Here is a 22501-nt window from a genome sequence, read left to right on the forward strand (position 1 = left end):
CCACCCTCGTTCATTGAAACCCAGGGTGTTGCACTTCACTTTTGAATCCGCCCAGGCATTCACGCGCTGTTGAGCATTGGCGTGGCGAGCCTCATCGCGGCCCTGATGTTTTTCGTCTGGTACCCCGAGCCGTACCGCTCCTTGTCAGGCGGCTTGCAACTGTTCATGATCCTTGTGCTCGTGGACGTGACGCTGGGGCCCTGCGCCACGCTGGTGGTATCCAGTCCGCGCAAGCCGGCACGTGAGTGGCGGACCGACATGGCTCTCGTCGTGCTGCTGCAGTTGGCGGCGCTTGGTTTCGGCATGTGGACCGTGTATCAGGCCAGGCCTGTCTACCTCGCCTTCGAGATCGATCGCTTCCGTACCATCCACGCAGTCGATGTGCCGGCCTCTTGGCTGTCGAGGGCGCCGCCCGGCTTCCAGTCACTGCCCATCCTGGGACCGAAACGGGTGGCCGTGCGTCCATTCAGGGACGAGCAGGAGCGGATCAATGCCACACTGGCCGCGTTGAGTGGCGTTTTCCTGGGTGCCCGGCCGGACCTGTGGATGCCCTACGAAGACGCTGTTCAGAGGGTGCTTGAAGAGGCAAAGCCCATCGAAGGATTTTTGTCACAGCAGCCTGCCCACCACTCGTTGATCCTCAAGGCCATCGAGGCCGCGAAACTGACTCAGGGCGAGGTGTTGTACCTCCCGTTGGCCGGACGCCAGGATTTTTGGACCGTCCTGCTCAATGCTCGCACGGGAGAGCCTTTCGCCTATTTGCCGATCGATCCCTATGGGCCTTGAGCGATCAATCGGTATCGAAGAATCGGGGCAGGCAGGCTGATGAACAGCGACGATGGGGCAATGTTCTTGCCGATGCACTGAGCTCAGTCGGCAACAAACCGCCCACTCTTCCCCCCGCTCTTCTCCATCAACCGCACCCCCCCGATCACCATTCCCCGGTCCACCGCCTTGCACATGTCGTAGATGGTGAGCAACGCAACCGAAACGGCGGACAGGGCTTCCATTTCGACGCCGGTCTGACCGGTGCATTCGGCGGTGGCGCGGCACAGCACGCTGTGGGTGGCGGGCTCGATGTCGAATTCGACGGCCACGCGGGTCAGCGCGATCGGGTGGCACAGTGGAATGAGGTCGCTGGTCTTTTTGGCGGCCTGGATGCCGGCGATGCGGGCGATGCCGAGCACGTCGCCCTTTTTGGCATTGCCGGCCTGGATCAGCGCCAGGGTCTCGGGCCGCATGGTGATGCGGCCTTCGGTCAGGGCCACGCGACGGGTGTTGGCTTTGTCGCCCACGTCGACCATGTGGGCCTGGCCCTGGGCATCGAAGTGGGTGAGCGGGCTGGACGCGGGGTCCGAAGGGGTTTCGTTTGTAACAGGCATCGGGTGTGTTTTGCTTGGCCTTGACTGAACCGTGGCGGCTTGGCGGCATCATACGGCGATGCGTTTCACTCTCGTGCCCAACCGGTCGAACCCTTCGGCGTCAGCGCGCGGCCACGGCCTCTGGGCCGGCGGCCTGCTTGCCCTGGCCTGTGCCTTGTTGCCGGTCTCGCTGTCGAACGCTCAGGTCGCCGCCGATGCAACGGGCCAGTCTGCGCTGCCGAGCCTCGGCGGTGGTGACGGCATCTCGATCGCAGCCGAGCGCCGCCTGGGCGACCGCATCGCCCGCTCGATCTACCAGGATCCGGACTATCTCGACGACCCTTTGCTGGTCGATTACCTGCAGTCGATCTGGCAGCCGCTGCTGGGATCGGCGCGGGCGCGGGGAGATGTGCCGCCCGAGCTGGCCGAGCGCATGGCGTGGGAACTGATGATCTCGCGCGAGCGCACGGTGAACGCCTTTGCCTTGCCGGGTGGCTACCTGGGGGTGAACCTGGGTCTGCTCGCGGTCACGGAGCGGCCAGAGGAGCTGGCCTCGGTGCTGGCGCACGAGCTCAGCCATGTGTCGCAGCGGCACATTGCGCGGCTGATCTCGCGCGAGGAGCGCATGGCACCGTGGATGATGGGCGCCATGATTCTTGGCGCGCTGGCCGCCGGTTCCAACGCGCAGGTGGCCAGCGCGGCCATTGCGGGCAGCACGGCGGTGGCGGCGCAGTCGCAGCTGAACTTTTCGCGCGACATGGAGCGTGAGGCAGACCGCGTGGGCTTCGGCGTGCTCTCGGGCGCCGGCTTCGATGGCCAGGGGTTTGTGAGCATGTTCGACAAACTGCAACATGCCTCGCGACTGAACGACGACGGCGCGTTTCCCTACTTGCGCAGCCATCCGCTGAGCAGCGAGCGCATTGCCGACATGCGCGCGCGCTTGCCGCAAGGTCCTGTGGCCATCAACCCGTCCCCTGTCAACCTGCCTGTTGCACCGGCCACCGGTGCAGTGGCGGCCTCGCTGAACCTGGACCTGCCCGGCATTCGCGCGGGCACCTCCATGGCGCCGGCAGCACCCGGTCGGCCAGGCCCGGGCGTGGCCTTGCACTCGCTCATGTCTGCGCGCGCGAAGGTGCTCGCCGAAAGCGGACCCGACCGTCTGCGCAGCTGGTTGCAGGTGGGTCAGGGCCCGGGGGCCGCACCGGGCCAACGTTATGCGGCCAGCATGGCGGCCTCGCGCCTGGGCCAGCGCGACCGCGCCCTGGAGCTGGCGCAACAGCTGCGCGACACGGTCACGCCCGACATCCGTTTTGTGGCCGACGCCCTGATGCTGGAGCTGCTGCTTTCGCCGTCCAACGGGGCCGCCAAGCCCGCGCAATCCGCGTTGCTCGCCGAACTTCGTGATCGGTCGCTCGCAGGCACGTCGCGAGCGGCGGTCATGCTCGGCGCGCAGGCTGCGATTGCCACCGGGGAGTCGCAACGGGCCGTGAGCCGGCTGCAAAGCTGGGTGGTGCTGCAGCCGCGCGATGCGTTGGCCTGGCAGACGCTGGCCCGCGCCTACCAGTCGCAGGGACAGGCGCTGCGCGCGGTCAGGGCAGAAGCCGAAGCGCGGGCCGCTCAGCTGGACTACGCCGGCGCGGTGGACCGCTTCCGAGCCGCGCAGTCCTTGCCGATGGCCCAGCGCAACGCCGACTCGATGGAGATGGCGATCGTGGACAGCCGCCGGCGCGACGTGGAGGTGCTGCTGCGCGAGAGCGTGCTGGAAGACGAGGACAACAAGCGCTGATCGCGCCCGCCGGGCCAGGCGCAGGTCAGCGAATCGTCTTGAGTGCTGCGTCCACCACCAGCATGAGCGCCGAGTAGATCAGCGACCCGAGCATCGCGGCCCAGAAGCCGTTGACGCCGAAGCCGTCCATGAGGCTGGCCGCGGCCCAGAACAGCAGGGCGTTGATGACGAACAGGAACAGGCCCAGCGTGATCACCGTCACCGGCAGGGTGAGGATCACGAGCACCGGGCGCAACACCACGTTGAACAGGCCGATCACCGCGGCGGCAATGAGTGCCGCGGTGAAGCTCTGGATCTGCACGCCGGGGTAGAGGTAGGCCACCAGCAGCAGGGCGCAGGCTGCGAGCAGCCATTTGACGATGAGTTTCATGGCGCCAGCATAGCAGCGCCCGCTCGTCAGGCCTCAGTGGGCCGGGGCGCCTTTGGCCTGCCGCGACGCCACGAACTTGCCGATGGCCAGCACCAGCAGCGCACCGGCGACCGAAGCACCGTACTTGACCACGTCGGTCTGTGGCAGTTTGAACATCCACTGCCATTTGTCCGGATTGGCCATGACCGGGTCGGACACCAGCATGCCGCCGGCGATCCAGCCCAGCAGCATGCCGCCGGCGATGATGATCATGGGGAACCGGGCCATGAGCTTGATGACCAGCTGGCTGCCCCAGACGATGATGGGAATGGAGATCAGCAGACCCAGCACCACCAGCAGCATCTGGTGGTCACCGGCGTTCTGGGCGGCGCCCGCGATGGCGATCACGTTGTCCACGCTCATCACCAGGTCGGCCACGATGATGGTCTTGATGGCGGCCAGCAGCTTGTCGCTGGTGGCCAGTTCGCCATGGCCCTCCTCGTCGGGTGCGATCAGCTTGATGCCGATCCAGACCAGCAGCAGCGCACCCACGAATTTGAGCCACGGCAAGGCCAGCAGTGTCATGGCGAAGAAGATCAGGATGACGCGCAGGACGATGGCGCCTGCGGTGCCCCAGATGATGCCCTTGGTGCGCTGGGCGGGCGGCAGCTTGCGGCAGGCCAGCGCGATCACGACCGCGTTGTCGCCTCCCAGCAGGATGTCGATCATGATGATCTGCCCGAGGGCGATCCAGAACGCAGGCGAAGTCACGAAATCCATAAGTTCTCTTGGTCAGATGTTGGGAAGAGCAGGGCGCAAGACACTTCGTGATGACCAGGACCCATCGACTCACCTGCGCGGGCGCCGGACCGTGATTGTAGGGGTCGGCACCCGTTTTCTCCTGTAAGCAGTTCCCACAGACGCGACGGCGCGATGGCCCCCAAGGGGCTGCGGCGCGATCAAGGTGGCTATGATCGTCCTCCCTCAAGAGACCCACCATGGCCGGCATCCACATCACCGACATCGAAGCCGCGATCAACCACTGGCGCGCCCTCGCGCCGTCGCCCGACGGTGTTTCACTGCCCGGGCCGACCCGCGCGCTGGCCGAGGTCTATGCCCTGATGGTGTTCTTTCGCGAGACCGAGGCCGACGAAGCGACGCTGCCTGCCGCGGCCCGCGAGGCCTGGCTGGCCTGGTACGACACCACGCCCGACACACCCTGCATCGCGATCTGCTCCACCAGCCAGGGTGACGAGGTGTGCAAGGGCTGCGGACGCACCTTTGACGAAGTCCAGCGCTGGACCGAAATGTCGCCCGGCGAAAAACGCGCGAGCTGGCGTCGCATCACCATCGAGGACGATGCCTGGCGCTTCAACCGCTACGCAGAGCGGGCGCGGTGAAGGGTCGGTCAGGGCGGGTTGCCTCGCTTCACACCCGCCGGGCCAGTTCGGCGGCCTTGCCGGTGTAACTGCCCGGCGTCATGGCCAGCAGCCGGTCTTTCTCCGGAGCCGGAATCTCCAGCCCGCGGATCATCTCGTGCAGGGCCTCGGCCGTCACGGTCTTGCCGCGCGTGACTTCCTTGAGCTTCTCGTAGGCGCCGGACACGCCGTAGCGGCGCATGACGGTCTGGATCGGCTCGGCCAGCACTTCCCAGGCATGGTCCAGGTCGTCGGCCAGCGCTTCTTCGTTGATCTCGAGTTTGCCCAGGCCCACCCCCATCGAGTGGTAGGCCAGCACCGCATAGCCCAGCGCCACGCCCATGTTGCGCAGCACGGTGGAGTCGGTCAGGTCGCGCTGCCAGCGGCTGATGGGCAGCTTTTCGCTGAGGTGGCGCAGCAGCGCGTTGGACAGGCCCAGGTTGCCTTCGGCATTCTCGAAATCGATCGGGTTGACCTTGTGCGGCATGGTCGACGAGCCGATTTCGCCGGCCTTCAGGCGCTGCTTGAAATAGCCCAGGCTGACATAGCCCCAGATGTCGCGCGAGAGGTCGATCAGGATGGTGTTGGTGCGCGCCACCGCATCGAACAGCTCGGCCATGTAGTCGTGTGGCTCGATCTGGATGCTGTAGGGCTGGAAGGTCAGGCCCAGGCCCAGCGGCTCGGGCTGTTCGATCACGTTGCGGCTGAAGGCTTCCCAGTCGAAGTCGGGCCAGGCGCTGAGGTGGGCGTTGTAGTTGCCCACCGCACCGTTCATCTTGCCGAGCAGCTTCACGCCGGCGATCTTCTCGCGCGCAGCACCCAGGCGCACCACCACATTGGCGATCTCCTTGCCCACCGTGGTGGGGCTGGCGGTCTGCCCATGGGTGCGGCTGAGCATGGGCACGGCGGCAAAGGCGTGGGCCATCTCACGCAGCTTGCTGATGACCGCGTCCAGCGAGGGCAGCAGCACGGCGTCGCGCCCACCCTTGAGCTGCAAGGCGTGGCTGGTGTTGTTGATGTCTTCGCTGGTGCAGGCGAAGTGCACGAATTCGGCGGCTTTCTCCAGCTCGGGCCGTGCCTCGAAGCGTGATTTGATCCAGTACTCCACCGCTTTCACGTCGTGGTTGGTGATCTTCTCGATGTCCTTGATCGCCTGGCCGTCGGCCTCGCTGAAGTTCTTCACCAGACCCATGAGGTAGGTGCGCGCGCCCGGCGACAGCGGTTTGAACTCGGCCAGTCCGGCGTCGGAAAGCGCGATGAACCAGGCGATTTCGACCTGCACCCGGCGGTGCATGTAGCCCAGCTCGCTCATGAAGGGGCGCAACTGGCCCAGGCGGCCGGCGTAGCGGCCGTCCAGTGGCGACAGGGCGGAAATGGGTGAGAGGGCTGCAAAAGATGCAGCGGCAGAGGGCGTGGAGGCTGAAGCGGAGGGGGTGGTGGGGCGCATCCGGCGATTGTAGGAGGCGGGGCTTTCAATGTGCCCTGTCAGTCGGACCGAAGGCCGGCTGGCTAAAATCGCGTTCCCACGGGCAACCGTCATCACCCATCCCTCCTCCATGAAACTCATCGGCGCCATCACCAGCCCCTACGTTCGAAAAGTGCGCGTCGTCATGGCCGAGAAGAAGCTGGACTACCACTTCGTCCAGGAAGACGTCTGGTCTGCCGACACCCAGATCGGCACGTCCAACCCGCTGGGCAAGGTGCCTTGCCTGGTCATGGAAGGCGGCGAGGCGGTGTTCGACTCGCGCGTGATCGTTGAATACCTCGACACGCTGTCGCCGGTGGGCAAGCTGATTCCGTCGCAGGGCCGCGAGCGCGCCGAGGTGAAAACCTGGGAGGCACTGGCCGATGGCGTGCTCGATGCCGCCATCCTGGCGCGCCTGGAGTCCACCTGGCCCGGCCGCACCGATCAGCAACGCTGCAATGCCTGGATCGACCGCCAGATGTTGAAGATCGAGGCCAGCCTGAAAAGCATGAGCCAGGGGCTGGGCGACAAGCCGTTCTGCTCGGGCATCCACTTCAGCCTGTCCGACGTGGCCGTGGGCTGCGCGTTGGGCTATCTGGACTTCCGCTTCCCCGTCATCGACTGGCGCACGGCGTACCCGAACCTGGCGCGCCTGGCCGAGAAGCTGAATCAACGCCAGAGCTTCGTCGACAGCCAACCCGACTGATCCCCCCGCGCCGACGGTTCAATTTCAACGGTTGGCTCTTTGTTTGAGCCACCGCATGAAGCGGCCCAGCACGGGGAGTTTTTCGTAGAGTTCTTCGGCCGCGTCCCAATAGTCGCGGTGATCGCTGATCAGGCCTTGCGGCGTCAGCACCAGGTGCGATCCACCACGCACCACCTGCTCGGTGGTGGTGTCGAAGCGCTTGAAGCGGAAGCGGAACTCCCACACCAGAAAACACTGCGTGCCATCCACGATGCGGCTGCCGACCACGAAGCGTGGGTCATGCAGGCTCTCGAACATGTGTCTGAAGACCTGCTCGATCGCCGCGATGCCACGCACTTCGTTGAACGGATCCTTGAATCGGGCCTCGGCCGTGTAGAACTCGCCGATGCGCCCAAGCGACTGTGGCGAGATCGTCTCGAAGTACGCACAGAGCCTGTCCACCGCCAGCCGCGAATCCATGCTCACAACCCGGTGGCGCGGCGCACCGCAGGGAAATAGACGCGGTAGGGCAGGAGGCGCATGAGCTTCATCCAGCGCGTGAAGCGTTTGGGATAGTGCACCTCGAAAACGCCACGGGCCCAGTCTCCGATCATGGCCTGCGCAGCCTGGGGCGGTGTGATCAGCGCGGGCATGGTGAAGTCGTTCTGCGCCGTCAGTGGCGTCTGCACGAAACCCGGGTGCACCACGCTCACGCCCACGCCCAGCGGCTGCAGGTCGAGGTAGAGGTTCTCGGCGAGGTTGGTGAGCGCTGCCTTGGTTGGACCGTAAGCCAGGCTCTTGGGCAGGCCGCGAAAACCGGCCACGCTGCTGATGAGGCTGATGTGGCCCCGGCCACGAGCGCTCATGGCCGGCACCACCCCGTCGAGCACATGCAGCGCGCCCAGGTAGTTGATGTCCATGTGCCGCTTGAGGTCGGCCATGTCCATCTCGGTGGCGCGCATTTCGCGGTAGTGGCCCGCGCAGTACACCACCAGATCGAGCGGACCCTGAGCCAGGATGTCGCGCGCGGTGGCGCTCACGGCGGCGGCGTCGGTCACGTCCAGCGGCCAGGCCTGCGCAGCCGGGTGGTTCAGCACGAAGCGTTCCAGCGCCTCCTTGCTGCGCGCCGACACCAGCACCTGCGCGCCCAGCGCGTGCAGGGCGGACGCGGTGGCCTCGCCGATGCCGCTGGACGCTCCCACCAGCCACACCCGCAGGCCGCGCCAGTCGGTGATGGGTGGGTTCATGGGCTTGAACAGGGAAAAGCCCCGCGGCGCAGCGGCTTGCGGGGACGTTCGGGCAGGCGCGCCCGTGAATGCGTGCGGCGCGGTCATGGTGCGCGCTTCACGAACGACAGCGTGACCTCGCCGAGGTGGATGCCGAACTTGCTCATGGCGGCCTTGTTGAGCATCACGCGCGAATCCATCAGGTACATCCAGTCATCGAACTGCACTTCATAAGTCTTTCCGTCCACCGGCAGCAGCAGCGTGTAACCCCAGCGGAAGGCGTTGCCCCGCTGTTCTCCGCGCGCCGTGCCCACCACGTCGTCGGCCGTGCCACTGAACTGGCCGTTGCCCAGGTGCTTCATGCGCCAGATGCGTTTTCCGGTGGTGCCGTCGCTGTAGTTGAAGGTCTCGTCGAGCACGCCGTCGTCGCCGTTCCAGGTGCAGACCATCACGACGGTGAAGCGTTTCACCACCGCACCCGAGCGGTCGGTGAAGACGCCATAGGCATCCAGCGTGCCGTTGAAGTAGGTGCGCAGGTCGAGCACCGGTTTTTCGTTGGTGTAGCTGGCAATGTCCGGACCGGCGCAGCCGGCGAGGGTGGCGGCGGTGGTGATGCCGGCGGCAAGAAGCAATCGTCTTTGCATGGAGTGGTCTCAGGAAGGCGTGGAGGTTTGGGGTGTGAGGCCCGAGCGTTCGGGCCGGATCACGAGCGCATAGAGCGCGCCGCCGGCCACCAGCTTGAGCACGCAGGGCAACAGGCAGTAGGCGATGGTGAGGGTCTGCAGCGCGGCCGGGTCGCGCGCTCCGGGCGCGTAGCCGAACACCGCGAGCAGGGGCAGGGCGAGGCCGGCGGCCAGGGCCAGGTTGAGCTTGGTGGCAAAGCTCCACCAGCCGAAATAGGCGCCTTCGCGCTGGCCGCGTTCACCAAGCTGGCCGATCAGTCCGGCGAGCATGGCGCTGGGCAGGGTGAGGTCGGTGCCCAGCGCGATGCCCGAGAGGGCGCAGACGATGAGGAAGGGCACCACGTCGCCCGCGCCCAGGGTGGCGGCCCAGATGAACACCGCCACGGCCAGCGCCATGCCCGCGAGCCAGGTGCGCGCCAGGCCGATGCGCGCCACCAGCCGGACCCACAACGGAATGGACAGGGCCGCGCACAGGAAGTAGGTGGCCAGGAAGGCCGGCTCGACCGCGGGTGATGCCTGCAGGCGGTCCTGCACGAAAAACAGCACCAGGGTGGCGGGCACGGCGCTGGCGGTGCCGTTGATCACGAACACCGCGAGCAGGCGAAGAAAGGCCGGCTGGCGCAAGGGCGAGGCACCGAGCCGCAGGGCCGGTCCGATGGCCTTGAGCGCCATGGGCGTGGTCGAGCGGCTCCAGGCCCACCAGCCCAGCGTGAGCAGCACCGCGAACGTGGACACTGTCGCGCCCAGGCCCAGCGTGGACGGCAGCACGGCGGCAATCAGCACACCCAGCAGCGAGAGTCCCTCGCGCCAGGCCACCACCCGGCTGCGCTGCGCCTCGTTGCCGCCCAGACGGGCGCCCCACGACTGGTGCGCCACCGCGACCACGCTGTAGGCGGTGTAGGTGATGGCCATCAGCAGTCCGGCCCAGGCCAGCAGCACGGTGGTGCCGGCGCCGATCGCGGCGGCCGGCGGAAACAGCAGGCCCCACAGGCCCAGCGCGAGCACCACCGCCGCCACCGCCGAAGCGCCGAGCACGGCGGCCACCGAGCGGGCAAACAGCCGGTCGCACCAGCGGCCGATGATCGGATCGAGCACCGCGTCCACCAGCCGTGCGGCCAGCAGCACCAGGCCGAGCAAGGCCAGCGGAGCGCCGAACTCGCGTGCGTAGTGGTTGGGCAGGATCACATACAGCGGCAGGGCCACGAAGGCCAGCGGCAGGCCGAGCAGGCCGTAGCCCAGGCCGCGGCGCCAGGCGCCCGCGCCCATGAAGTGGCTGGCCGGATCCGGCGAGGCGGCGGCTGCCGTGCCATGGCTCATGGTGTGCGGGCCGCGCCGGTGAGCCCCTGGATCAGCGTCTCGCGCATGCGGGGTTGCGAGGTCTTGGGCGAAAGCCAGATGCCGAAGAACAGGCGCGAGAAAGCGTCGTCCGCCACCTCGCCGAGCAGCCGGCCGTTGAGGTAGAAGCGTGCGCCGCTGCCCGGCACGTGCACGCCGGTGATGCGGTCGCCGCGCTTGACGTCGGGGAACAGATTGCTCATGGCCTGGGTCCAGCGCGTGGCCTGGGCCGGCTCGATGGTGGCAAGGTCCTTCATTTCACCGATCGAGCGTTCGGCGATGTCGGCACCCTTGAAATCCCTCAGGTAGGCCAGCTCCAGACCGAAGCGCTGGTTCTCGAAGCGGCCGGCGTCGAAGCCCGGCAGCGCCCACAGGCTGGCGTCGTACACGTCGAAACCCCAGTAGCGCAAGCGGGCCTTGCCCACCGAGGTCTTGTCCTGCAAGGCAGCGCTCAGGGTCGGTTCGGGTGCTGCCGTCTGCGCGCCTGCAGGCAGCCAGGCAAGGCTTGCGAGGGCGAACACGACGGCGGCGGTGGTGGTGGGCTGAGGGGCGAGGCGGAACATGGCTTTGACCTCAGCCGGGCTTGCGCAAGGTGTACTGGACCACGTCGGTGCTGCCTTGCTCGAAGGCGGCTTCGCAGTAGGCGAGGTAGAACTCCCAGATGCGCAGGAAACGTTGGTCGAAGCCGAGTTGCAACACACGTTCCTGCTCGTGCAGGAAACGCTCGCGCCAGATGGACAGCGTGCGCGCGTAGTCCAGGCCGAAGGCGAACTCGTCCACCACCTCCAGGCCGGCCTTGGTGGCCTGCGCGCGGAACTCGCTCGGGCACGGCAGGCAGCCACCGGGGAACACGTACTGCTGGATGAAGTCGGTGCCCTTGATGTAGCGCTCGAAATGTTCGTCGTCGATCACGATGCTCTGGATGCAGGCCTTGCCACCGGGCTTGAGCAGGCGAGAGACGGTCTGGAAGTAGGTCGGCCAGTATTCGCGGCCCACGGCTTCGACCATCTCGATCGAGCAGATGGCATCGAACGGCCCGTCGTTGATGTCGCGGTAGTCCTGCAGACGCAAATCGGCGCGGTCTGTGCTGCCGATGCGCTGCATGCGCGCGTTCGCAAACTCCAGCTGTTCGGTGGACAGCGTCACGCCGGTGACGTGGGCGCCGAATTCGGTGGTGGCCTTTTCGGCCAATGCACCCCAGCCGCAGCCGATTTCCAGCACGCGGTCGCCGGGCTTCACGTCGGTCATGCGCAGCGCGCGGCGCACCTTGGCGTGCTGGGCCAGCTCCATCGGCTGATCCGGCGACTCGAACCAGGCCGACGAGTAATTCATCGTGTCGTCGAGCCACAGGCCGTAGAACGCGTTGCCCAGGTCGTAGTGGGCATGGATGTTCCTGCGGCTGTTGCTCTTGCTGTTGCGGTTGAGCAGGTGCTTGATGCGGTAGGCGAAGCGGCCCAGCCAGGAGCCATAGATCACGTCTTCGACCTGCCGGCGGTTGGCCACCATCAGCGAAAGCAGGGCGGGCAGGTTGGAGGTGGTCCAGTCGCCGGCGATGTAGGTCTCTGCGAAACCGATGTCGCCCGACTTGAGCGAAGCCGAACACACGTTCCAGTTGTTGAGCTTCATGCTCGCGTGCGGGCCGTCGACCTGTCCGAAGCGCTGCACCGAACCGTCGGGCAGCTGCAACGTGAGGCTGCCGTGCACCAGGCGCTGCAACAACTGCAGCGTGGTGCGGGCGGCGGCGGGTGCGTTGCGCGGCAGCGAAAAACCGGCAGGACTGGTGGAAGCGGTGGAGCTGTTCATGGGTGGCTGTGTTCGGCGTTCGCGGGTGAGGCCGGCAAGGTGGCGGCGGTGACGAAGTCGCCCGGTGCGGGCGGCTGGCGGAAGAAGGGCGCGCGTTTGATCCACAGGCGTACGGCCTGCCAGTGGATGCGGGCCATGACCCCGAAGGTCATGGCGGGGTAGGACCACAGCGCGCGGCGCAGGCTGCGCGCCTCCAGCGGCTGCAGATCGCCGCTGACGCTGGTGTTGAGCAGGGGTTGCCCGGCCGCGTCCGGGCTGGCGTCGTCGAAGTAGTCGATGCGGGCCACGGTTCTCGGGGTCGGGTGGTCGGTGCGCATGAAGACGAAGCGGTAGCGGCCGCGCACCGGGCAGAACGGCGAGACGTGAAACACCTTGGTGGCCTCGCAGGGTTGCCCGTAGTGCGGTGCATCCAGCAGGTAGCAATGGCGTTCACCGAAGGTGTTGTTCACCTCGGCGAGCACGGCGCGCAGTGTTCCGTCGATGCGGTGGCAGTACCAGAAGCTCACCGGCTTGAAGGTGTAGCCCAGCACCCGCGGGTAGGTGTGCAGCCACACCTCGCCCTGCGCGTCGTCAATGCCGTGCTGGTGCAGCAGTTCGTCGAGCCATTGCAGGCTGTCGCTTCGGCCGTCGCCGTGGTCGGCGTCCTGGAAGCTGATGGCCGCGCGGCGGTTGCGCGCCAGTTCGCCGGGTCCGTGGCTGCGCAGGCTGCGCATCGGCAGCATCAGGAAATAGGTGGGGTAGGCAAAGGCGTTGCGCTGCGGTCGGTGGCGCGTGTGGCGCACCTGGCCAAAACCGATCTGCGCCACCGGCGCGGTGTTCACGCAAACACCCCGGGCAAGGCCGCACGCCGGGCGTCTGCCGCTTGCGTGGCCGGCGCGAGGCGGTGTGCATCGATCAGGGCGCGCGCCGCGTGCAGGCCCGACTTGAGACCGTCCTCATGGAAGCCGTAGCCGGTCCAGGCCCCGGCAAAGTACGTGTTGAGCCGACCCTGCATGGCGGGCACGCGGGCCTGGGCGCGGATGGCCGCCAGGTCGAACACCGGGTGGTCGTAGTCGTATTCGCCCACCACGTGACTGGCCGCGATCTCGCGCTGCGGATTGAGCGAGACCACCACCGGTTGCGCCACCGGCAAGGGCTGCAGGCGGTTGAGCAGGTAGTGCAGGCAGACCTGTGCGGACTCCACGTTCTTGCTGGGTGAGCGCTCGTAGTTCCAGGCCGCCCAGGCCCGTTCGCTGGACGGCAGCACCGAGGCGTCGGTGTGCAGCACTGCGCGGTTGGGCTGGTAACGGATGGCGCCCAGCACCTCGCGTTCGTCGGCCGAGGCCTGACCCCCGAGCAGGCGAAGGGCCTGGTCGCTGTGGCAGGCCAGCACGATGGCATCAAAACGCTCGACCTTCCCGTCGGTGACCACGCGCACGCCCTGGGCGTCGCGCAGCACCTGCTGCACCGGGGTGCCCAGGCGCTTGTCGGCGATGCTGTCGGTGATCTTCTGCACGTACTGGCGGGCGCCTCCTTCGACCGTGTACCACTGGGGGCGGTTGGTCACCTGGATCAGGCCGTGGTTGTGGCAGAAGCGCACCATGGTGGCGACGGGGAAGGCCAGCATCTGGTCGGTCGGGCAACTCCAGATGCAACCCATCATGGGCAAAAAATACCAGTCGCGGAATTCGTCGGAGAAGCCCTGCGTCTTCAGGAAGTCGCCCAGCGGCTGCAGCAGCGGGCTGTTGTCGCGCAGGTCTTCGCCCTGGGCGGCCAGCCGGGTGGTGATGCGGTTGAAGCGCACGATGTCGGCCAGCATGCGCAGGAAGCGCGGGTTCAACAGGTTGCGGCGCTGGGAGAACACGGTGGACAGGTTGCAGCCGCTCCATTCCAGCACGCCGCCGCCAGGTGCAGCGCCCGGCGCCTGCACCGAGAACGACATGTCGGATTTGGCGATCGGCACGCCGAGTTGTGCGAACAGCGCCAGCAGGTTGGGGTAAGTGCGCTCGTTGAGCACCAGAAAGCCGGTGTCCACACCGAACGTGGTGGCCACGCCCTGTGCGTTGGGCAGCGTCATGTCGACCGTGTGGGTGTGCCCGCCGAAATAGTCGCCCGCTTCGAACAGGGTGATGTCGGCCAGGCCCTGCAGGGTGTGGGCTGCGGCCAGCCCGGAGATGCCGGAGCCGACGATGGCCACGCGGGGCGTCTTGACATTGGCCGAAGCGGGGCCGGAGGAGGCGCTGTGGGGGTCCGTGTACATGCTCGGACCTCAGCGGTTGCCAGCCAGGCTGGTCGGGATACAAAAGCCTGCGAAGCGCCCCGAAACGAATGAGGGAGGGAGGGAGGAGGAGGAGAAGCGCCTCGGGATTTCAGTCTGGCCACAAGGACCGGACAGGCTTCGCAGTGCAAAACGGAATTCGTTGATGGGGCGCGAGCCCGCCTCGCCCACTGAGAGAAATGCGCGCTCGAAAAAGTTCCGGACGGGTGCCCGGGAGGTGTCGTTGCTGGCAGAGGGTCGGGCGTGCATGGCGGTCCAGGTGGCAAATAGACTGATCGGTTTTATTGTGACTGCTCAGTCACGATTTGGTCGACAAGAACCGCTCTATATCCCTGATCAATGTGGGGTTTTTGGGGTCGAGGGTGCTCGGGTAACTGCGCACGGTCTGGCCGTCGCGCCCGATCAGGTACTTGTGAAAGTTCCATTGGGGGGTTTCCCCGGTCTTCTGTGCCAGCTGCCGGTAAAAGGCGTTCGCTTCCCGCCCGACCACGCTGGTCTTGCTGAACATGGGAAATTTGACGCCGAAGGTGTTTTCACAGAAATCGGCAATCGCCTGGTTGTTGCCCGGTTCCTGGCGGCCGAAATCGTTGGCCGGAAAGCCGAGCACGACCAGGCCCCGCGACCGGTAGCGGGCGTACAGGGCCTCGAGCCCTTCGTACTGCCCGGTGAAACCGCAGAAGCTCGCGGTGTTCACCACCAGCACCACCTGGCCGCTGTACTGGCACAGCGACTGCGGCTTTTCGTCCTGCAGGCGATCAAAGCGGTGCTGCAGCAATGCCGGACAGTCCGCGGCGATGGTGGGTGCCGCGCCCGGTTTCGCGGTTTGAGCCTGGGCCGGCAGTGCCAGCCAGGCGCCGGAGACGGCGAGGCACCACGCGACAACAGGGCGCCAGCCACGGCCTTTGCCGTGGACATACCTGGGATTCATGACAAAAACTCCATAATCAAAAGAACCATTGGATCATTTGTCCATGACAAGTTCAAACGCGGAAACCCCCAGCTGGCACACGATCGCCGACATCGAGCGCGACACAGGCCTGTCCAAAGACACCCTTCGCGTGTGGGAGCGGCGCTATGGCTTTCCCACGCCGGCCCGCGACGCCCTGGGCGAGCGGCAGTACGACAACGACCAGCTCGTCCGCCTGCGCCACATCCGCCGCCTCATCGACGCCGGGCACCGTCCCGGGCGGGTGGTGGCGCTGGCGCTGCCGGAACTGCTTGCACTGGATACGCAGCGGCAGGAACAACGGATTCAAGCTTCGCCCGATTCGGACAACCCGTCGGTGGTGCCCGCCGCCCGAGACGAGGTGGGCAAGGCGATGGACCTGTGGCTGCAGATGCTGCGGCGTCAGGACGCGCACGCCCTGCGCCAGGCGCTGGCGCGCATGTTGATGGAGCGTGGCCTGGCCCGGCTCATCACCGAATGTGTGGTGCCGATGAATGTGGTGGTGGGTCAGGAATGGCTCGAAGGCCGGCTGGCGGTGTACGAAGAGCACCTCTACACCGAGATCGTCCAGTCGGTGATGCGCCAGGCGCTGGGGCAGCTGGCGCAGTCGCGCACGCCCTCGCCGCCGCGCATCCTGCTCACCACCCTGCCCGGCGAGGTGCATGGGCTGGGACTGCTCATGGCCGAGTGTTTCATGGTGCTGGAGGGCTGCCACACCATTCCGCTGGGGGTGCAGACGCCGCTGCCCGACATCGTCACCGCCACGGGCACCAGCGGGGCCGACATCGTGGCGCTGGGTTTCACCGCGGCGCAAAACCCGCGCGACGTCCGCACCGCGCTCGACCAGTTGCGCGAGCGTCTGCCGGCCCATGTGGAAATCTGGGCCGGTGGCCAGTCGCCAGCCTTGCTCAAGCCGCAGCGGGGTCGCGCCCCGGGTGCCGGTCCCCTCTTCTGGCCCATGGCCCGCCTGCAGGACATCCAGACCGGCGTGGCACGCTGGCGGGCGCAGGCACAGCTGGACACGGCATGAGCGGCTTCAAGGGCAACAAGGCCGCGCTGCCGCAGAAGCCCTGCGCCGCGTGCGGCCGACCCATGACCTGGCGCAAGAAATGGGAGCGCAACTGGGACGAGGTGAAGTACTGCAGCGATCGTTGCCGGGCCAAGCCCGGAAAGACCACGCCATGAACAAACTGCCCGCCGTGCCCCGGCCCCTGCGGCGGCTGGTGCTGGTGCTGGGTGACCAGCTCTGGCCCGGCAACCCGGCGCTGGCCGGTTTCGACCCGACCCAGGACGCGGTGCTGATGATCGAAGCGCCCGGCGAGGCCAGCCATGTCTGGAGCCACAAGGCGCGCATCGTGCTGTTCCTCTCGGCCATGCGCCATTTCCAGCAAGCCCTGGAGCGCAAGGGGTTTCCGTTGCGCTACGTGAGGCTGGACGAGGCCGCCCTGGACCACGCCGCCACCGCCACCCTGGCCGCCCGGCTGCAGCGCGTGCTGCAGGAGCTTCGGCCGCAGGGCCTGTGGGTTTGCGAGCCGGGCGAGTGGCGGCTGCAGCAGGACATCGAAGGCGTCGCCACGGCGGCCGAGGTGCCGTTGCGCTGGTTCGACGACACCCATTTCTTCTGCAGCCGCCAGCGCTTTGCCCGCTGGACGCAGGGCCGCAAGGAATGGCGCATGGAGTTCTTCTACCGCGAGATGCGCCGCGAGCACGGCGTGCTCATGGAGGGTCCTCAGCCCGTGGGCGGGCAGTGGAACTTCGATGCGGAGAACCGCGGCAGTTACCCCAAAAAAGGGCCGGGCCTGATCACGCCCCCCGCGCAGTTCGAGCCCGATGCCATCACCCGCGAGGTGATCGAGATGGTGCGCACCCGCTTCGCCGACCACCCGGGCGACCTCGAGAGCTTTGCCTGGCCCGTCACGCCCGAGCAGGCGCGCGAGGCCTTGAGGCACTTCGTGGATCAGCGCCTGGAGATGTTCGGTACCTTCCAGGACGCGATGTGGACCCAGACACCGTTTGGCTGGCACTCGCTGCTGTCGGTGGCGCTGAACCTGCACCTGATCGATCCGCGCGAGGTGGTGGCCGCGGCCGAGGCCGCGCACCGTGACCGCGGCCTGCCGCTGGCCAGCGTGGAAGGCTTCATCCGCCAGGTGCTGGGCTGGCGCGAGTTCATCCGTGGCGTGTACTGGATGGACATGCCAGGCATGAAAACCGCCAACCACTACGGACACCGCCGCGATCTGCCCGCTTGGTACTGGAGCGCACAGACCCGCATGGCCTGCATGAAGGACGCTGTGGGCCAGACGCTTGCACACGGCTATGCGCACCACATCCAGCGCCTCATGCTCACGGGGCAGTTCGCGTTGCTCGCCGAAGTGGAGCCCAGACAGGTGGCCGACTGGTATCTCGCCGTGTATGTGGATGCGATCGAATGGGTCGAGTTGCCCAACGTGATCGGTATGGCGCTGTACGCCGACGGCGGGCGCTTCACCAGCAAACCCTACATCGCCAGTGGCCAGTACATCGATCGCATGAGCAACCACTGCAAGGGCTGCATCTACCAACCCAAGCTGCGGTCGGGTCCGCAGGCTTGCCCTGTGACCACGCTGTACTGGAACTTTCTCGACCGCCACGAGACCGAACTGGCTGCGAGCCCCCGCACCGCGCTGATGGTGAAGAACCTGCAGCGCATGGAGCCGACCGAGCGTCAGGCGGTGCGGGACCAGGCTGTGCTGACCCTGGCCCGTCTCGGTGATTTGTAAGCCCAACCGCGCTCCCCCCGCATAAAATGCGCCCGTACCGAAAGGCCACCATGCTCTACCCTGAACTCTTCAAGCAACTCGAATCCGTGCGCTGGGACATGGACAAGGACATCCCTTGGGACCAGTTCGACGCCAACGCGTTGACCGACGAACAGGCGCAGACCATCAAGATGAACGCCATCACGGAATGGGCAGCGCTGCCGGCCACCGAGATGTTCCTGCGCGACAACCGCGACGATTCCGACTTCTCGGCCTTCATGTCGATCTGGTTCTTTGAAGAGCAGAAACACTCGCTGGTGCTCATGGAGTATCTGCGTCGCTTCCGGCCCGATCTTGTGCCGACCGAGCAGGAGCTGCACGACATCCGTTTCGAGTTCGACCCGGCCCCGCCGCTGGAGACGCTCATGCTGCATTTCTGCGGCGAGATCCGCCTGAACCACTGGTACCGCCGTGCCAGCGAATGGCACTCCGAGCCGGTCATCAAGAAGATCTACGCCACGCTGAGCCAGGACGAAGCCCGCCACGGGGGCGCCTACCTGCGCTACATGAAGCGCGCCATCGGCAAGTTCGGCGACGAGGCCCGGGTGGCGTTTGCCAAGGTGGGTGTGCTCATGGCCAGCGCGCGGCGCACCGCGCAGGCCCTGCATCCGACCAACCTGCACGTGAACAAGGACCTGTTCCCCAACGACACCATCCAGAGCCGCCTGCCCGACCCCGAGTGGCTCGAGCACTGGCTGGACAAGCAGATCGACTTCGACGCCGTGTGGGAGAACCGCGTGGTCGAGCGCATCCTGCACAACATGAGCCTGCTGATGGAGCAGAGCTTCAAGACGGTGCAGGAACTCAACCGCTTTCGCAAGTCGCTCGCGCCGCCTGCGGTCGTTGCACCGGCCTGAGTCCGGTCCCCTTCGAGGAACCCGCCACCCGGCGGGTTTTTTCTGTGTGCTTCAGAGGGCGGGTTCGGCCGTGTTGCGCCATGGCCAGCCTGTTGCCAGCCCGAGCACCGTTCCCCAGAACACGCCGGCCAGGTGCGAGGCCTGCACCACGAACAGACCGTTCGTGGCGTCCCACACCACCGGGTGTTGCCATGCCTGCTCCAGCAGCACTTTCAGAAGCACCGCCGCACCCAGCACCAACCCCCAGAAACGCGCGCGCCGGATCGGCAGACGTCCCAGGGCGATGTGCACCGCCACCACCAGTGCACCGGCGTGCAGCAGTCCCGAGAGGCCGGCCACAAAACGAATCTCGGGCCAACCCGGCAAGGACAGCGTCACCAGCGGCCAGGCCAGCAGCCAGGCCAGCGCGCAGCGGCCGTCCGGGCGCACGACCCAGCCGATGGTGAGGTAGGCGCCCAGCACCAGCAGGTTGCCCACCAGGTGCGCCGTGTTGAGGTGGACCCAGGCGCTTGTCCACAGGGTCCAGGGTTGCTGGGTCCAGCGATCGGCATGCCAGGTGAAAGCATCCACCGTTGCAGCGCCCGACCACCACCACAGCAGGCTGGCCGCGCCGTGCAGACCGCACAGTGCCAGCCAGCCGAGCGGGCGTGTCATGCGGGACGCGCAGCGTCCGCGGCCCGGCCCAGGACGTGTTGCCAGAGGGCCCGGACGGAGGCCGACGAGATCTGCACCTCGGCCAGGTCGACCTGGGTCGGCGTTTCGTCCAGCCGCGCGCGGTGCTGGATCTGGCGCAGGTCGCGGTAGGCCCGTGCGGCCGCCTCGCCCATGCCGGGCTCGAGCAGGCCGGCCGCCTCTGCGCGCCGCAGCAGGTTGATGTTGCCGGTGTTGGCGCGCAGCTCGGGGTGGGTGCGCGAATGCAGCAGCACCAGGTACTGCACCGCAAACTCCACGTCCACCATGCCGCCGGGGCTGTGCTTGACGTCGAACATGGCACCCCGCACCGGGTGGGCCTGGCGCACCTTCTCCCGCATGGCCACGATCTCGCGGGCCAGCGATTCGCCATCGCGCAGCGCGGTGATCACGTCTTCGCGGACCTCGTCGAAGCGCCCGGCCAGCGCCACGCTGCCCAGCACGAAACGCGCGCGCGTCATGGCCTGGTGCTCCCAGGTCCAGGCGGTGTTGCTGCCGCGTTGCTGCTGGTAGTTGGTGTAGGCCTGGAAGCTGGTGACCAGCAGGCCCGAGTTGCCGTTGGGACGCAAGGCAGTGTCGATCTCGAAGAGATCGCCCTCGCCGGTCTTCACGGTCAGCCAGTTGATCATCTTGCGCACGAAGGCTGCATAGATCTCGCCCGCGTTCTCGTGCTCGTCCTCGTAGACGAAGACGATGTCGAGATCGCTGCCATAGCCCAGTTCCTTGCCGCCGAGCTTGCCGTAGCCAATGATGGCGAACGCGGGTTCGTCGCGGTGGCGGTTCTTCAGGCGCGCCCAGCACCAGCGAGCAGTCAGGCGCAGCACCGAGTCGGCCATGGCCGACAGGTCGTCGGCGACCTGCTCGACGGTGAGCACCTTTTCCAGGTCGCGCGCCAGGGTGCGGAACACCTCGGCGTGGTGGGCACGGCGCAGCAGGTTGAGCAGCGCCTCGTCGTCGTCTTCGCCGGTGGAGTGCAGGGCCGCGCGGCGCGACTCCAGTTCGGATTCGAACTGCGCCGCATCGAAGCGGTCGGTCAACAACTGCTGGCTGGCCAGTTCGTCGATCACGCCGGGGTGTTGCAGCAGGTAGCGCGCCGGCCATTTGGCCGCACCCAGCAGGCGCAGCAGGCGCTCGTGCACCGAAGGCCGTTCCTGCAGCAGCGCGAGGTAACTGTCGCGGCGCAGCAGCGGTTCGATCCAGTCGGCCATGCGCAGCGCGGCCTCTTCGCTCACACGGCCCTCTTCCAGCCAGGCGCCGGTGCGTTGCACCAGCCGCACCAGTCGCTGGCGGCTGTCTTCCTTCAAGGCGAGCACGCGCGGGTGCTCGCGCCACTGCGCAACCTTGGCGGCAAAGGCCTGCGGCAACTGGGCCAGCACGCTTTGCAGATCGTCGGTCGAGCTGCGCGACCCGCTGCCGTTCTTGCCGTTGCAGCCCTTGCCGTTGCAGCTGCCGTTCGTGGGGCCTCCGAGCAGGGTGTCGAACTCCTGCGCCACCAGTTCGCGGTGGGCGTCGAGCGCGTGCAGGAACTCGCACAGGTTGGCGCAGCCCATGGTGGCCGCGAGCCAGGCAAGGTCGTCGTCGCGTGTGGGCATCACATGCGTCTGCTGATCGTCCAGGTACTGGATGCGGTGCTCGACCCGGCGCAGGAAACGGTAGGCCTCGGCCAGTGCATCGGCCGAGGCCTGCGGCATCAGGCCGGCGCGGCACAGGCGCGGCAGCGCGTCCAGCGTGGGTCGCGTGCGCAGCTCGGGAAACTGGCCGCCGCGCACCACCTGCAGCAGCTGCACGGTGAACTCCACCTCGCGGATGCCGCCGCGCGAGAGCTTGACGTCGTTGGCCCGACCCGGGTTTCCGGCGGCGCGCCTGGACGCGTGCTCGCGGATCTGCCGGTGCAGTGTTCGCAGCGCCTCGAACACCCCGTAGTCGAGGTAGCGGCGAAACACGAAGGGCAGCACCGAGCCGCGCAGGGCGTTGGCGCCACCTTCGGCCACGCAGGCGCTGGGTGCGACCACGCGGCTCTTGAGCCACGCAAAGCGCTCCCATTCGCGGCCCTGCACCAGGAAATACTCCTCCAGGGCGCCCAGCGAGACCGCACTCGGCCCCGAGTTGCCGTTGGGCCGCAGGGCCAGGTCGACGCGGAACACGTTGCCGTGTTCGGTGGTTTCACCCACGGTGTTGTAGATGTGTTTGACGGCCTTGCCGAAATACTCGTGGTTGCTGATGCGGTTGCGGCCCTGGGCATTGCCGGCGGTCTCGCCGTCGTGGTCGTAGACGTAGATCAGGTCGATGTCGCTCGACACATTGAGCTCGCGCGCGCCGAGCTTGCCCATGCCCACCACCCAGAACTGGGCGCGCCGGGGCTGGCCTTTTGAATCGGTGTGCTGCGGCGCACCATACAGTTCGTCGAGTTCCGCGAAGGCGAGCTCGCACGCCACGTCCAGCGCGATCTCGGCCAGTTCGGTGACCGCCCGCGTGACCACCTGCAGCGGGGCGTCCAGCTCGCAGTCGAGCACCACCAGACGCTCCAGCACCAGCTGGCGCAACACCCGCAGCGCCGCCGGCTTGGCCAGGCCGCGCCCGTTCAGGGCGCCCAGTGCGGCCTGCATGGTCGCGCGCACCGGCTGGCCGGGTGGCAGGCAGGACAGCTCGGTGGGGTAGCGACGGCGCACGCGCTGCACGAAGCGCGAGTAGTCGGCCTGGCGCCCGCCCGGATTCGACTCGGGCAAGGCGTTCACATTTGATGACAAAGGGGAGACATCCGTGGTGGAACCCGTGAGGTGACTGGCCGTCATAATTTGTGTTGGACATGAACCATCAACCACCGGCACCTGCTGCCCCCCCC

Annotated in this window: 23 protein-coding genes; 8 read left to right on the forward strand and 15 right to left on the reverse strand. The window is 67.0% G+C overall.

All coding sequences use genetic code 11. The features are described 5' to 3' along the window. The first annotated feature begins 69 nt into the window (after nt 1–69). Entirely contained in the window at nt 70–786 is a 717-nt protein-coding gene (gene tfpZ / locus QUV35_RS17655) for a TfpX/TfpZ family type IV pilin accessory protein (RefSeq protein WP_300877129.1), read from the forward strand. An 83-nt stretch (nt 787–869) separates the two neighbouring features. Here the strand turns inward: tfpZ and moaC are convergent, their stop codons facing one another. Then, nucleotides 870–1382, reverse strand: coding sequence for a cyclic pyranopterin monophosphate synthase MoaC (gene moaC / locus QUV35_RS17660; RefSeq protein WP_300877131.1), 513 nt, complete (start codon nt 1380–1382; stop codon nt 870–872). Nucleotides 1383–1440: 58 nt separating this feature from the next. Here moaC and QUV35_RS17665 point away from each other — a divergent pair, with 58 nt between their 5' ends. Next, entirely contained in the window at nt 1441–3147 is a 1707-nt protein-coding gene (locus QUV35_RS17665; RefSeq protein ID WP_300877133.1) for a M48 family metalloprotease, read from the forward strand. A 25-nt stretch (nt 3148–3172) separates the two neighbouring features. Here QUV35_RS17665 and QUV35_RS17670 read toward each other — a convergent pair whose 3' ends face one another. After that, nucleotides 3173–3517: a phage holin family protein gene (locus tag QUV35_RS17670; protein WP_300877135.1), complete on the reverse strand. Its 345-nt coding sequence runs from the start codon at nt 3515–3517 to the stop codon at nt 3173–3175. 33 nt (nt 3518–3550) lie between these two features. Then, nucleotides 3551–4276, reverse strand: coding sequence for a TerC family protein (locus tag QUV35_RS17675; RefSeq protein WP_300877137.1), 726 nt, complete (start codon nt 4274–4276; stop codon nt 3551–3553). A 218-nt stretch (nt 4277–4494) separates the two neighbouring features. Between QUV35_RS17675 and QUV35_RS17680 the strand changes: the two genes are divergently transcribed. Then, nucleotides 4495–4896, forward strand: a complete 402-nt coding sequence (locus QUV35_RS17680; RefSeq protein ID WP_300877139.1) for a DUF3717 domain-containing protein — start codon at nt 4495–4497, stop codon at nt 4894–4896. 28 nt (nt 4897–4924) lie between these two features. On the opposite strand, the gene purB is transcribed toward QUV35_RS17680, so the two are convergent. Continuing rightward, nucleotides 4925–6361, reverse strand: coding sequence for an adenylosuccinate lyase (purB, locus tag QUV35_RS17685; protein ID WP_300877141.1), 1437 nt, complete (start codon nt 6359–6361; stop codon nt 4925–4927). A gap of 109 nt (nt 6362–6470) precedes the next feature. Between purB and QUV35_RS17690 the strand changes: the two genes are divergently transcribed. Next, complete coding sequence (locus QUV35_RS17690; protein WP_300877142.1) at nt 6471–7085, forward strand: glutathione S-transferase N-terminal domain-containing protein; 615 nt, start codon at nt 6471–6473, stop codon at nt 7083–7085. Between the two features lie 24 nt (nt 7086–7109). Here the strand turns inward: QUV35_RS17690 and QUV35_RS17695 are convergent, their stop codons facing one another. The 9 genes from QUV35_RS17695 to QUV35_RS17735 form a co-directional block, all read right to left on the reverse strand. Then, on the reverse strand, nt 7110–7544 hold the full coding sequence (locus QUV35_RS17695) for a nuclear transport factor 2 family protein (RefSeq protein WP_300877144.1): 435 nt from the start codon (nt 7542–7544) through the stop codon (nt 7110–7112). 2 nt (nt 7545–7546) lie between these two features. Continuing rightward, on the reverse strand, nt 7547–8311 hold the full coding sequence (locus QUV35_RS17700) for an SDR family NAD(P)-dependent oxidoreductase (RefSeq protein ID WP_300877145.1): 765 nt from the start codon (nt 8309–8311) through the stop codon (nt 7547–7549). A gap of 83 nt (nt 8312–8394) precedes the next feature. Then, entirely contained in the window at nt 8395–8934 is a 540-nt protein-coding gene (locus QUV35_RS17705; RefSeq protein ID WP_300877146.1) for a DUF3833 domain-containing protein, read from the reverse strand. A 9-nt stretch (nt 8935–8943) separates the two neighbouring features. Further along, on the reverse strand, nt 8944–10239 hold the full coding sequence (locus tag QUV35_RS17710) for an MFS transporter (RefSeq protein ID WP_300877174.1): 1296 nt from the start codon (nt 10237–10239) through the stop codon (nt 8944–8946). A gap of 47 nt (nt 10240–10286) precedes the next feature. Continuing rightward, nucleotides 10287–10871, reverse strand: coding sequence for a chalcone isomerase family protein (locus QUV35_RS17715; RefSeq protein WP_300877148.1), 585 nt, complete (start codon nt 10869–10871; stop codon nt 10287–10289). A 10-nt stretch (nt 10872–10881) separates the two neighbouring features. Beyond that, nucleotides 10882–12111: a cyclopropane-fatty-acyl-phospholipid synthase family protein gene (locus tag QUV35_RS17720; RefSeq protein WP_300877150.1), complete on the reverse strand. Its 1230-nt coding sequence runs from the start codon at nt 12109–12111 to the stop codon at nt 10882–10884. Beyond that, complete coding sequence (locus tag QUV35_RS17725) at nt 12108–12932, reverse strand: DUF1365 domain-containing protein (protein ID WP_300877152.1); 825 nt, start codon at nt 12930–12932, stop codon at nt 12108–12110. The genes QUV35_RS17720 and QUV35_RS17725 overlap by 4 nt, the downstream gene beginning before the upstream one ends. Then, on the reverse strand, nt 12929–14350 hold the full coding sequence (locus QUV35_RS17730) for an FAD-dependent oxidoreductase (protein ID WP_300877154.1): 1422 nt from the start codon (nt 14348–14350) through the stop codon (nt 12929–12931). Before QUV35_RS17730 ends, QUV35_RS17725 begins: the two co-directional genes overlap by 4 nt. A gap of 316 nt (nt 14351–14666) precedes the next feature. Beyond that, complete coding sequence (locus QUV35_RS17735; RefSeq protein WP_300877156.1) at nt 14667–15296, reverse strand: glutathione peroxidase; 630 nt, start codon at nt 15294–15296, stop codon at nt 14667–14669. Between the two features lie 43 nt (nt 15297–15339). On the opposite strand from QUV35_RS17735, the gene QUV35_RS17740 reads away from it, so the two are divergent. From QUV35_RS17740 to QUV35_RS17755, 4 genes are read left to right on the forward strand one after another with little or no spacing between them, the layout of a single operon-like run. Continuing rightward, entirely contained in the window at nt 15340–16344 is a 1005-nt protein-coding gene (locus tag QUV35_RS17740; RefSeq protein ID WP_300877158.1) for a MerR family transcriptional regulator, read from the forward strand. After that, nucleotides 16341–16499, forward strand: a complete 159-nt coding sequence (locus QUV35_RS17745; RefSeq protein WP_300877160.1) for a DUF2256 domain-containing protein — start codon at nt 16341–16343, stop codon at nt 16497–16499. The genes QUV35_RS17740 and QUV35_RS17745 overlap by 4 nt, the downstream gene beginning before the upstream one ends. Then, entirely contained in the window at nt 16496–18073 is a 1578-nt protein-coding gene (locus tag QUV35_RS17750) for a cryptochrome/photolyase family protein (protein WP_300877162.1), read from the forward strand. The genes QUV35_RS17745 and QUV35_RS17750 overlap by 4 nt, the downstream gene beginning before the upstream one ends. Before the next feature lie 50 nt (nt 18074–18123). Next, a complete protein-coding gene (locus tag QUV35_RS17755) occupies nt 18124–18969 on the forward strand; it encodes a ferritin-like domain-containing protein (protein WP_300877164.1) in 846 nt (281 codons plus the stop codon). Nucleotides 18970–19020: 51 nt separating this feature from the next. On the opposite strand, the gene QUV35_RS17760 is transcribed toward QUV35_RS17755, so the two are convergent. Beyond that, nucleotides 19021–19623 carry a hypothetical protein gene (locus QUV35_RS17760; protein ID WP_300877166.1) on the reverse strand — a complete coding sequence of 201 codons (603 nt, stop codon included), beginning with the start codon at nt 19621–19623 and terminating at the stop codon, nt 19021–19023. After that, complete coding sequence (gene glnE, locus QUV35_RS17765; RefSeq protein ID WP_300877168.1) at nt 19620–22451, reverse strand: bifunctional [glutamate--ammonia ligase]-adenylyl-L-tyrosine phosphorylase/[glutamate--ammonia-ligase] adenylyltransferase; 2832 nt, start codon at nt 22449–22451, stop codon at nt 19620–19622. Before glnE ends, QUV35_RS17760 begins: the two co-directional genes overlap by 4 nt. Nucleotides 22452–22501: the final 50 nt, after the last annotated feature.

The sequence above is a fragment of the Hydrogenophaga sp. genome, assembly GCF_030373225.1.
In the GTDB taxonomy this organism is placed as follows: Bacteria; Pseudomonadota; Gammaproteobacteria; order Burkholderiales; family Burkholderiaceae_C; genus Hydrogenophaga.

Bases quoted from the DNA above. Each gene is read 5' to 3' on its own strand.
- moaC (WP_300877131.1), bottom strand. From the start codon at position 1,382: ATGCCTGTTACAAACGAAACCCCTTCGGACCCCGCGTCCAGCCCGCTC.
- QUV35_RS17665 (WP_300877133.1), top strand. From the start codon at position 1,441: ATGCGTTTCACTCTCGTGCCCAACCGGTCGAACCCTTCGGCGTCAGCG.
- QUV35_RS17670 (WP_300877135.1), bottom strand. From the start codon at position 3,517: ATGAAACTCATCGTCAAATGGCTGCTCGCAGCCTGCGCCCTGCTGCTG.
- QUV35_RS17675 (WP_300877137.1), bottom strand. From the start codon at position 4,276: ATGGATTTCGTGACTTCGCCTGCGTTCTGGATCGCCCTCGGGCAGATC.
- QUV35_RS17680 (WP_300877139.1), top strand. From the start codon at position 4,495: ATGGCCGGCATCCACATCACCGACATCGAAGCCGCGATCAACCACTGG.
- purB (WP_300877141.1), bottom strand. From the start codon at position 6,361: ATGCGCCCCACCACCCCCTCCGCTTCAGCCTCCACGCCCTCTGCCGCT.
- QUV35_RS17690 (WP_300877142.1), top strand. From the start codon at position 6,471: ATGAAACTCATCGGCGCCATCACCAGCCCCTACGTTCGAAAAGTGCGC.
- QUV35_RS17695 (WP_300877144.1), bottom strand. From the start codon at position 7,544: ATGGATTCGCGGCTGGCGGTGGACAGGCTCTGTGCGTACTTCGAGACG.
- QUV35_RS17700 (WP_300877145.1), bottom strand. From the start codon at position 8,311: ATGAACCCACCCATCACCGACTGGCGCGGCCTGCGGGTGTGGCTGGTG.
- QUV35_RS17705 (WP_300877146.1), bottom strand. From the start codon at position 8,934: ATGCAAAGACGATTGCTTCTTGCCGCCGGCATCACCACCGCCGCCACC.
- QUV35_RS17710 (WP_300877174.1), bottom strand. From the start codon at position 10,239: ATGGGCGCGGGCGCCTGGCGCCGCGGCCTGGGCTACGGCCTGCTCGGC.
- QUV35_RS17715 (WP_300877148.1), bottom strand. From the start codon at position 10,871: ATGTTCCGCCTCGCCCCTCAGCCCACCACCACCGCCGCCGTCGTGTTC.
- QUV35_RS17720 (WP_300877150.1), bottom strand. From the start codon at position 12,111: ATGAACAGCTCCACCGCTTCCACCAGTCCTGCCGGTTTTTCGCTGCCG.
- QUV35_RS17730 (WP_300877154.1), bottom strand. From the start codon at position 14,350: ATGTACACGGACCCCCACAGCGCCTCCTCCGGCCCCGCTTCGGCCAAT.
- QUV35_RS17735 (WP_300877156.1), bottom strand. From the start codon at position 15,296: ATGAATCCCAGGTATGTCCACGGCAAAGGCCGTGGCTGGCGCCCTGTT.
- QUV35_RS17740 (WP_300877158.1), top strand. From the start codon at position 15,340: ATGACAAGTTCAAACGCGGAAACCCCCAGCTGGCACACGATCGCCGAC.
- QUV35_RS17745 (WP_300877160.1), top strand. From the start codon at position 16,341: ATGAGCGGCTTCAAGGGCAACAAGGCCGCGCTGCCGCAGAAGCCCTGC.
- QUV35_RS17750 (WP_300877162.1), top strand. From the start codon at position 16,496: ATGAACAAACTGCCCGCCGTGCCCCGGCCCCTGCGGCGGCTGGTGCTG.
- QUV35_RS17755 (WP_300877164.1), top strand. From the start codon at position 18,124: ATGCTCTACCCTGAACTCTTCAAGCAACTCGAATCCGTGCGCTGGGAC.
- QUV35_RS17760 (WP_300877166.1), bottom strand. From the start codon at position 19,623: ATGACACGCCCGCTCGGCTGGCTGGCACTGTGCGGTCTGCACGGCGCG.
- glnE (WP_300877168.1), bottom strand. From the start codon at position 22,451: ATGACGGCCAGTCACCTCACGGGTTCCACCACGGATGTCTCCCCTTTG.